Origin of the sequence: Candidatus Cryosericum odellii, from assembly GCF_003570935.1 — a bacterium.
GTDB lineage: Bacteria > Caldisericota > Caldisericia > Cryosericales > Cryosericaceae > Cryosericum > Cryosericum odellii.
This window is the reverse complement of the sequence record NZ_QXIU01000031.1, coordinates 3,630-4,351: the sequence shown is the minus strand read 5'-3', so window position 1 is coordinate 4,351 and position 722 is coordinate 3,630. Positions and strand designations below refer to the sequence as shown.

General features: G+C 55.4%; 1 protein-coding gene. It reads right to left on the bottom strand.

All coding sequences use genetic code 11. The annotated features are described in order from the left end of the window. The coding region (locus tag SMC5_RS01215; protein WP_243624943.1) for an ABC transporter transmembrane domain-containing protein at window positions 1-704 on the bottom strand (704 nt) is incomplete at its 3' end. Window positions 705-722: the final 18 nt, after the last annotated feature.

Genomic DNA, 722 nt, shown 5'->3' with positions numbered 1-722 from the left:
CGGTAGAACTTCTGCGATTTTCGTGCGATGAGTACCGTTGTGAGGATGTACAGCGGCAGCGTAGCAAGCGTCACAATGGTCAGCTTCCCGCTGATCGTAAGCATCATGTAGATGTAGCCGAGAATCTGGAACACGGAAACGATAACCTGTGTGAGGCCCTGCTGAAGAGTGGTCGAGATCGTATCCATGTCGTTGGTCATGCGACTCAGGATCTCGCCATTGGAGTGCATGTCGTAGTAGCGGAGGGGGAGTGCCGCCAGCTTGTAGTCGAGTTCCTTTCGCATGTCATAGGTCGTCTTCTGGGCAACATCCGACATAATGTACTGCATGACAAAGGTGAGCAGCGCACTCAGCACATAGACAAGGAGGAGGAAGAGCAAGGTCTTCCCGATCGCGGGCAACGGGATGGTGCCGCCGTTTTCCCGGATATCGGCGATGCCCTTGTCGAGGTCGGTCTGTGAAACATTGATCGTCTGCTGCTGGCCGGTCATCGGCAGGAGTTTGCCCAGATTGATAATGGTCAAAACGGTGTCGGCCTTCTTGTTATTGTCCGTGATGCCGCTGACGAGGGGCAATGCGACGAATTGTTGCATTGCCGTGAGCTGTGCCGGCGTCAACTTGGCGGCGTCCAGGAAACCTTTCTGCACCGCACTTGTTGCTGCATCCACAGCCTTTGCCTGAGCAGCAGCAAGTGCCTTCGCCATCGCCGGCTGCTGTTTCAC